Annotated in this window: 8 protein-coding genes and 1 tRNA gene; all 9 read left to right on the top strand. The window is 63.5% G+C overall.

The features are described 5' to 3' along the window. Positions 1-445 (top strand): EF-Tu/IF-2/RF-3 family GTPase (locus JWP60_RS19590; protein ID WP_299795113.1); only part of this gene is annotated, 445 nt, incomplete at its 5' end. Positions 446-510: 65 nt separating this feature from the next. Beyond that, positions 511-586, top strand: a tRNA-Trp gene (locus JWP60_RS19585). 122 nt (positions 587-708) lie between these two features. Further along, positions 709-1,092 carry a preprotein translocase subunit SecE gene (gene secE / locus JWP60_RS19580; protein ID WP_299795111.1) on the top strand — a complete coding sequence of 128 codons (384 nt, stop codon included), beginning with the start codon at positions 709-711 and terminating at the stop codon, positions 1,090-1,092. Next, positions 1,092-1,688, top strand: a complete 597-nt coding sequence (nusG, locus tag JWP60_RS19575) for a transcription termination/antitermination protein NusG (RefSeq protein ID WP_299795109.1) — start codon at positions 1,092-1,094, stop codon at positions 1,686-1,688. Before secE ends, nusG begins: the two co-directional genes overlap by 1 nt. 124 nt (positions 1,689-1,812) lie before the next feature. After that, positions 1,813-2,244 (top strand): 50S ribosomal protein L11, encoded by a 432-nt coding sequence (rplK, locus tag JWP60_RS19570; protein ID WP_299795107.1) that lies wholly within the window; start codon positions 1,813-1,815, stop codon positions 2,242-2,244. Then, positions 2,244-2,957: a 50S ribosomal protein L1 gene (gene rplA, locus JWP60_RS19565; RefSeq protein WP_299795105.1), complete on the top strand. Its 714-nt coding sequence runs from the start codon at positions 2,244-2,246 to the stop codon at positions 2,955-2,957. The genes rplK and rplA overlap by 1 nt, the downstream gene beginning before the upstream one ends. Positions 2,958-3,254: 297 nt before the next feature. Continuing rightward, entirely contained in the window at positions 3,255-3,776 is a 522-nt protein-coding gene (gene rplJ / locus JWP60_RS19560) for a 50S ribosomal protein L10 (protein ID WP_299795103.1), read from the top strand. Positions 3,777-3,818: 42 nt separating this feature from the next. Next, positions 3,819-4,196 (top strand): 50S ribosomal protein L7/L12, encoded by a 378-nt coding sequence (rplL, locus tag JWP60_RS19555; protein WP_299795101.1) that lies wholly within the window; start codon positions 3,819-3,821, stop codon positions 4,194-4,196. A gap of 285 nt (positions 4,197-4,481) precedes the next feature. Continuing rightward, positions 4,482-8,594 (top strand): DNA-directed RNA polymerase subunit beta, encoded by a 4,113-nt coding sequence (gene rpoB / locus JWP60_RS19550; protein ID WP_299795099.1) that lies wholly within the window; start codon positions 4,482-4,484, stop codon positions 8,592-8,594. The last annotated feature ends 8 nt before the right edge of the window (positions 8,595-8,602 follow it).

Here is an 8,602-nt window from a genome sequence, read left to right as displayed (position 1 = left end):
CATCAAGCCCACGCTCAAGACCACCTGCACCGGAGTCGAGATGTTCCGCAAGCTGCTGGACCAGGGCCAGGCCGGCGACAACGTCGGTATCCTGCTGCGCGGCACCAAGCGCGAAGAGGTCGAGCGCGGCCAGGTGCTGTGTAAGCCCGGCTCCATCAAGCCGCACACGCACTTCACCGCCGAGGTCTACGTGCTGAGCAAGGACGAAGGCGGGCGCCACACACCGTTCTTCAACAACTACCGGCCCCAGTTCTACTTCCGCACCACGGACGTGACAGGCGCCATCGAGTTGCCCAAGGACAAGGAAATGGTCATGCCGGGCGACAACGTGTCGATCACGGTCAAGCTGATCAACCCGATCGCCATGCAGGAAGGCCTGCGCTTCGCCATCCGCGAGGGCGGCAAGACTGTCGGCTCCGGCGTGGTCGCAAAGATTCTCGAATAAAAATCGCAGGACGGCCACGCGCAGCGGGGACGTTTTCTGTCGGAGCGAAGCGGATACACGGATACAGGGGTATAGCTCAATTGGCAGAGCGTCGGTCTCCAAAACCGAAGGTTGTAGGTTCGATTCCTACTGCCCCTGCCACCTGAGTGGCAACCAACAAGCCCATCACCGACCGTGACGGGAGCGCAGAAAAGACCCGCCGTGACCCGGCGGGTTAGTCTCTTCTAGAGACGCAGTGAACTGAAGTCAGGAAAACGCGGCAAATGGCCACTTCTCAAGTTGAAACCGTCAGTACCAGCGCCGACAAGGCCAAGCTGGCCGCGGCATTCGCGCTGGTCATCGCCGCCCTGGTGGCCTTCTACCTGCTCGGCAAGCAAGGCCAGATCGCGCAATGGGGCGCCTTGATCGTTGGCCTGGCTGCCGCCGTGGTGGTGTTCATGGTCTCCGAGCCCGGCAAGCAGTTCGTGGCCTTCGGCCGCGACGCGTGGAAAGAGGTCAAGAAGGTCGTCTGGCCGACCCGCAAGGAGGCCATCCAGATGACGGCCTATGTGTTCGGCTTCGTCGTGATCATGGCGCTGTTCCTGTGGCTCACCGACAAGACGCTCGAGTGGCTGTTCTATGACGCGATTCTTGGGTGGAAAAAGTAATGAGTGAAATCGAAACCCTCGCGGGCGATTCGCAGCCCGAGACCCCGGCCAAGCCGGTGAACCCGGATCTGCGCTGGTACGTGGTCCATGCCTACTCCGGCATGGAAAAGGCCGTCGAGCGCAATATCCGCGAACGCATCATGCGGGCCGGCATGCAGGACATGTTCGGCGAGATCCTGGTGCCGACGGAAGAAGTGGTCGAGATCAAGAACGGCCAGAAGAAGACGTCCGAGCGGCGCTTCTATCCGGGTTACGTGCTGGTCCAGATGATCATGAACGACGACACCTGGCACCTAGTCAAGCACACCAACAAGGTGACCGGCTTCGTCGGCGGCGCGAAGAATCGCCCCGCGCCCATTTCAGAAGAGGAAGTGGGCAAGATCCTCGGCCAGATGGAAGAGGGCACCGAGAAGCCGCGCCACAAGGTGGAGTTCGTGGTCGGCGAATACGTTCGCGTCAAGGACGGCCCGTTCACCGACTTCAACGGCACCGTGGAAGAAGTGAACTACGAAAAGAACAAGGTCCGCGTGTCGGTCACGATCTTCGGACGTGCGACGCCGGTCGAACTGGAATTCAGTCAGGTCGAAAAGACCTGACGCCGCTTTCGCGCCTTTCAGCTCGGCGCGAAATGCTTTTCCTGAGCTGTCAAACCCCGGGGAGCCGAGGCAGGTTGTGAAAGACCAGAGCCCAGGCGCTATCACCCGCAAGGAGTAAGAAACCATGGCGAAAAAAATCGTCGGTTTTGTCAAGCTGCAAGTGCCAGCTGGTAAAGCCAATCCGTCGCCGCCGATCGGCCCGGCGCTGGGCCAGCGTGGCCTTAACATCATGGAGTTCTGCAAGGCGTTCAACGCCCAGACCCAGGGCGTCGAGCCCGGTCTGCCGCTGCCGGTGGTGATCACTGCGTACGCGGACAAGAGCTTCACCTTCATCATCAAGACCCCGCCCGCGACGGTCCTGATCAAGAAGGCCATCAAGCTGGACAAGGGATCTGCCACGCCGCACAACAACAAGGTCGGCAAGATCACCCGGGCCCAGCTCGAGGAAATTGCGAAGACCAAGCTCAAGGACATGAACGCCGCGGACATCAACGCCGCGGTGCGCACCCTGGCTGGCTCTGCCCGTTCGATGGGCGTGACTGTGGAAGGCGTGTAATGACCAAGCTCACCAAAAAACAGAAGGCCCTGCAAGGCAAGGTCGACAGCAACAAGCTGTACCCGCTGGGCGACGCCCTGGGTCTGGTGAAGGATGCCGCCACCGCCAAGTTCGATGAATCGATCGACGTGGCCGTGCAGCTGGGCATCGACCCGAAGAAGTCGGACCAGGTCGTTCGCGGCGCCGTCGTGATGCCCAATGGCACCGGCAAGACCAAGCGCGTGGCCGTATTCGCCCAGGGCGCCAAGGCTGAAGAAGCCAAGGCCGCCGGCGCCGACATCGTCGGCATGGACGATCTGGCTGCCCGTGTGAAGGCTGGCGACATGCCTTTCGACGTGGTGATCGCCGCGCCGGACGCCATGCGCGTGGTCGGTACGCTGGGCCAGATCCTGGGCCCGCGCGGCCTGATGCCGAACCCGAAGGTCGGCACCGTCACGCCCGACGTCGCCACCGCGGTGAAGAACGCCAAGGCCGGCCAGGTGCAGTACCGCGCCGACAAGGCCGGCATCATCCACGCCACGCTCGGCCGCCGCTCGTTCGACTCGGACAAGCTGCACGGCAACCTGCTGGCGCTGATCGATGCGCTGAACAAGTCCAAGCCGGCGACCAGCAAGGGTGTGTACCTGCGCAAGGTGGCCGTGTCGTCGACGATGGGCCTCGGCGTGCGCGTCGACATCCAGACGCTGAACGCCACGCCGGGTCAGGCGGCGTAGCACTACCAGGTGCCTGAGGAGCGCGCAGCGCGCTGCTCGGGCACCTCTGATCATGATTGGCCGGGGCAACCTGGCCGGTGTGGTGGGCCACCGGGCAACCGGTGGGCCATCCAAGACCGTTGGCGAGGCGCGAGCCTCTTAATCGCGAGAGATCGGAGGTCGCCTCCGGCTCCGGACAGCCAACGCAGATGGCGATCCCGCTGACTGAAAGATCTCGTGAGATTTCTGAAGACGGTTGGTCGCTGAAACAAGGGCGCGCAAACGGGGCAACCCCAAGCGCAATTGAAGGAGTAGACCTTGAGTCTGAATCGCAGTGAGAAGCACGCGGTCGTTGAAGAAGTGACCGCTCTCGCCGCTAAAGCTCAAACGCTGGTGATGGCGGAATACCGCGGCATCACGGTCGCCGACATGACGAAGCTGCGCGTTGCCGCGCGCGGCGCTGGCGTGGACCTGAGTGTTCTGAAGAACACCCTGGCCCGCCGCGCCGTTGCGGGCAGCCAGTTCGAAGTGATCGGTGACCAGATGACCGGTCCGCTGATCTACGGCTTCTCCGTGGACGCTGTGGCCGCCGCCAAGGTGGTGGCCGACTTCGCGAAGACCAACGACAAGCTGGTCATTCGCGGTGGTGCGTTCGCGGGCAAGGCCCTGGATGTCAACGGCGTCAAGCAGCTGGCGAACATTCCCTCCAAGGAAGTTCTGCTGGCGCAGCTTTGCGGCTTGCTGATGTCGCCCATCTCCCGCACCGCAGTCGTGCTGGGCGCTCTGGCGAAAAAACGGGAAGAGCCGGCGGCTCAAACGGAAGAGCCGGCTGCTGCTTGATAACAGCCCTGCTCAACACCAACTTATTCAGGAAAGTTCAAAATGGCATTCAACAAAGACGATTTTCTGACGGCGCTGGACAGCATGACCGTCATGGAACTCAATGACCTGGTCAAGGCCATCGAAGAGAAGTTCGGCGTTTCCGCCGCCGCGATGGCCGCTCCGGCTGGTGCTGGTGGCGGTGCCGCCGCCCCGGTGGCCGAAGAGAAGACCGAGTTCACCGTGCAGCTGATGGAAGCCGGTGCGCAGAAGGTCTCCGTCATCAAGGCCGTGCGTGAAATCACCGGCCTGGGCCTCAAGGAAGCCAAGGACCTGGTCGACGGCGCTCCCAAGGCCGTCAAGGAAGGCATGAACAAGGCTGACGCCGACGCTGCCAAGAAGAAGCTGGAAGACGCCGGCGCCAAGGTCGAACTCAAGTAATTGCGTTCACCCTGGAAGGCTGGAGGCCCTGCAAAGGCCTCCAGCCTTTGCTGCTTGTAGAGACCACCAGGAAATCGGGTGGATTTGCAGAGAACCAACGCTCTCGTGCAAACCTCCAACCGATTCCCTAGTGTTTTCTGATCCGACTGCAGAAGACTGCTTGGTTCGGGCGCCGTGCAATGCGGTGCCGTCCGCCAAGGTTGGTAGTGGCCAACCCGCCAAGAATGCGCCCCGCCTGGCGCGCGACAGTTGCCGAATCCTCGTGATTCCTAGCCCGGAGACTTCATGGCCTACTCTTACACCGAACGCAAACGCATCCGCAAGAGCTTCGGCAAACGCGACAGCGTGCTCGAAGTGCCGTACCTGCTGCAGATGCAGAAGGATGCGTACACCGCCTTTCTCCAAGCCGACAGCGCGCCGCAGAAGCGCACCATCGAAGGCCTCCAGGCGGCCTTCGACTCCGCCTTCCCGATCGTCTCCCACAACGGTTTCGTGGAGATGAAGTTCATCGAGTACAACCTGGCCAAGCCCGCGTTCGACGTGCGCGAGTGCCAGACCCGCGGACTCACCTTCGCCTCGGCCGTGCGCGCCAAGGTGCAGCTGATCATCTATGACCGCGAGTCCTCGACCCCCGGCTCCAAGGTGGTGAAGGAAGTGAAGGAGCAGGAGGTCTACATGGGCGAAGTGCCGCTCATGACCGACAAGGGCTCGTTCATCATCAACGGCACCGAGCGGGTCATCGTCTCGCAGCTGCACCGCTCCCCGGGCGTGTTCTTCGAGCACGACAAGGGCAAGACGCACAGCTCGGGCAAGCTGCTGTTCTCCGCCCGGATCATTCCCTACCGCGGCTCTTGGCTCGACTTCGAATTCGATCCGAAGGACGTGCTGTACTTCCGCGTCGACCGCCGCCGCAAGATGCCGGTCACGATCCTGCTCAAGGCCATCGGCCTGACGCCGGAAACGATCCTGGCGAACTTCTTCGTCAACGACAACTTCCGCCTGATGGACACGGGCGCGCAGCTCGAGTTCGTCGCCGACCGCCTGCGCGGTGAAGTCGCCCGCTTCGACATCACCGACAAGTCCGGCAAGGTCGTCGTGCCGAAGGACAAGCGCGTCACGGCCCGCCACACGCGCGAGCTGGAGCAGTCCGGCACCACGCACATCAGCGTGCCCGAAGACTTCCTGGTCGGCCGCGTCGTCGCCCGCAACATCATCGACCCGGACACCGGCGAGATCATTGCCAAGGCCAACGACGAACTGACCGAAGCGCTGCTCAAGAAGCTGCGCGGCGCCCACATCCAGGACATCCAGGCGATCTACACGAACGAACTGGACCAGGGCCCGTACATGTCGCAGACGCTGCGCATCGACGAGACCGTGGACGAGTTCGCCGCCCGCGTCGCCATCTACCGCATGATGCGCCCCGGCGAGCCGCCGACCGAGGACGCGGTGCAGGCCCTGTTCCAGCGCCTGTTCTACAACCCGGACACGTACGACCTGTCGCGCGTGGGCCGCATGAAGTTCAACGCCAAGGTCAACCGCGACACCAGCGACGGCCCCATGGTGCTGACCAACGACGACATCCTGTCGGTGGTGAAGATCCTGGTGGACCTGCGCAACGGCAACGGCGAAGTCGACGACATCGACCACCTGGGCAACCGCCGCGTGCGTTGCGTCGGCGAACTGGCCGAGAACCAGTACCGCACCGGTCTCGCTCGGATCGAGAAGGCCGTGAAGGAGCGTCTGGGCCAGGCCGAACAAGAGCCGCTGATGCCGCACGACCTGATCAACTCCAAGCCGATTTCCGCGGCCCTCAAGGAGTTCTTCGGTGCGTCGCAGCTGTCGCAGTTCATGGACCAGACCAACCCGCTGTCCGAGATCACGCACAAGCGGCGCGTCTCGGCCCTCGGCCCGGGCGGCCTGACGCGCGAGCGCGCCGGCTTCGAAGTGCGCGACGTGCACGTCACCCACTACGGCCGCGTGTGCCCGATCGAAACGCCGGAAGGCCCGAACATCGGCTTGATCAACTCGCTGGCCCTGTATGCGCGCCTGAACGAATACGGCTTCATCGAGACGCCGTACCGCCGTGTGCACGAAGCCAAGGTCACGATGGAGATCGACTACCTGTCGGCCATCGAGGAAGGCAAGTACGTCATCGCCCAGGCCAACGCGCTGCTGGATGCCGAAGGCCGCCTGACCGGTGATCTGGTTAGCGCCCGGGAAAAGGGCGAATCGATCCTGGTGTCCGCCGACCGCATCCAGTACATGGACGTGTCGCCGGCGCAGATCGTCTCCGTCGCCGCTTCGCTCGTGCCGTTCCTCGAGCACGACGACGCGAACCGCGCGCTGATGGGCGCCAACATGCAGCGCCAGGCGGTGCCGGTGCTGCGTCCCGAGAAGGCCTTCGTCGGTACCGGCATCGAGCGCGTCTCCGCGATCGACTCCGGCACGGTGGTCACGGCCACCCGCGGCGGCAGGGTCGACTACGTCGATGCCACCCGCATCGTGGTGCGCGTGAACGACGCGGAAGCCCAGGCCGGTGAAGTCGGCGTGGACATCTACAACCTGATCAAGTACCAGCGTTCCAACCAGAACACCAACATCCACCAGCGTCCCATCGTTGCGCGCGGCGACAAGATCGACAAGGGCGACGTGATCGCCGACGGCGCCTCGACCGACCTGGGTGAACTGGCGCTCGGCCAGAACATGCTGGTCGCGTTCATGCCCTGGAACGGCTACAACTTCGAAGACTCGATCCTGATCAGCGAGCGCGTGGTGGCCGACGACCGCTACACCTCGATCCACATCGAGGAACTGGTGGTGATGGCCCGCGACACGAAGCTGGGCGCGGAAGAAATCACCCGCGACATCCCGAACCTGTCCGAGCAGCAGCTCAATCGCCTGGACGAGTCCGGCATCATCTACGTCGGTGCCGAAGTGCAACCGGGCGACGTGCTGGTGGGCAAGGTCACGCCCAAGGGCGAGACCACGCTGACGCCGGAAGAAAAGCTGCTGCGCGCCATCTTCGGCGAGAAGGCTTCCGACGTGAAGGACACCTCGCTGCGGGTCGACCAGGGCTCGCAAGGCACCGTGATCGACGTGCAGGTGTTCACCCGCGAAGGCATCCAGCGCGACAAGCGCGCCCAGCAGATCATCGACGATGAACTCAAGCGCTTCCGCCTCGACCTGAACGACCAGCTGCGCATCGTCGAAGCCGACGCGTTCGACCGGATCGCCAAGCTGCTGACCGGCCGCGAAGCCAACGGCGGCCCGCAGAAGCTGGCCAAGGGCACGAACATCGACAAGGCCTACCTGGACTCGGTCGAGAAGTTCCACTGGTTCGACATCCGCCCGGCCGAAGACGAGGTCGCCTCGCAGCTCGAGTCGATCAAGAACTCGCTGGAGCAGACGCGCCACAGCTTCGACCTCGCGTTCGAAGAGAAGCGCAAGAAGCTCACGCAGGGTGACGAGCTGCCGGCGGGCGTGCTGAAGATGGTCAAGGTCTACCTGGCCGTCAAGCGCCGCCTGCAACCCGGCGACAAGATGGCCGGCCGCCACGGCAACAAGGGTGTGGTGTCCAAGATCGTTCCGGTCGAAGACATGCCCTACATGGCCGACGGCACGCCGTGCGACATCGTGCTGAACCCGCTGGGCGTGCCTTCGCGCATGAACGTGGGCCAGGTGCTGGAAGTGCACCTGGGCTGGGCCGGCAAGGGCATCGGCCAGCGCATCGGCGACCTGCTGCAGCAGGAGTCGGCGATTGCCGAAGTTCGCTCCTTCCTCGACGGGCTGTACAACAAGTCCGGCAAGAAGGAAGCGCTGGGCGACCTGACCGACACCGAGGTGATCGAGATGGCCGGCCAGCTCGCCAAGGGCGTGCCCTTCGCGACGCCGGTGTTCGACGGCGCATCGGAGCAGGAAATCCGCAACATGCTGCAGATGGCCTTCCCCGAAGACGTGGCCAAGCGCAAGGGCCTCACGGCCACGCGCACGCAGGCCTGGCTCTCCGACGGCCGCAGCGGCGACCAGTTCGAGCGCCCGGTGACCGTCGGCTACATGCACGTGCTCAAGCTGCACCACCTGGTGGACGACAAGATGCACGCCCGTTCGACCGGCCCTTACAGCCTGGTCACGCAGCAGCCGCTGGGCGGCAAGGCGCAATTCGGTGGCCAGCGTTTCGGCGAGATGGAAGTGTGGGCGCTCGAAGCCTACGGCGCTTCCTACACGCTGCAGGAAATGCTGACCGTGAAGTCCGACGACGTGCAGGGCCGCACCAAGGTGTACGAGTCCATCGTCAAGGGCGAGCACGCGATCGAGGCCGGCATGCCGGAGTCGTTCAACGTGCTGGTGAAGGAAATCCGCTCGCTCGGGATCGACATTGAACTCGAACGTAGCTAAGCAAGACA

This window comes from Ramlibacter sp. (assembly GCF_028291745.1).
In the GTDB taxonomy this organism is placed as follows: Bacteria; Pseudomonadota; Gammaproteobacteria; order Burkholderiales; family Burkholderiaceae_C; genus Ramlibacter.
The sequence above is the reverse complement of the archived record's forward strand: the minus strand, read 5'-3'. Positions and strand labels throughout refer to the sequence as shown.

Bases quoted from the DNA above. Each gene is read 5' to 3' on its own strand.
- secE (WP_299795111.1), top strand. From the start codon at position 709: ATGGCCACTTCTCAAGTTGAAACCGTCAGTACCAGCGCCGACAAGGCC.
- nusG (WP_299795109.1), top strand. From the start codon at position 1,092: ATGAGTGAAATCGAAACCCTCGCGGGCGATTCGCAGCCCGAGACCCCG.
- rplK (WP_299795107.1), top strand. From the start codon at position 1,813: ATGGCGAAAAAAATCGTCGGTTTTGTCAAGCTGCAAGTGCCAGCTGGT.
- rplA (WP_299795105.1), top strand. From the start codon at position 2,244: ATGACCAAGCTCACCAAAAAACAGAAGGCCCTGCAAGGCAAGGTCGAC.
- rplL (WP_299795101.1), top strand. From the start codon at position 3,819: ATGGCATTCAACAAAGACGATTTTCTGACGGCGCTGGACAGCATGACC.
- rpoB (WP_299795099.1), top strand. From the start codon at position 4,482: ATGGCCTACTCTTACACCGAACGCAAACGCATCCGCAAGAGCTTCGGC.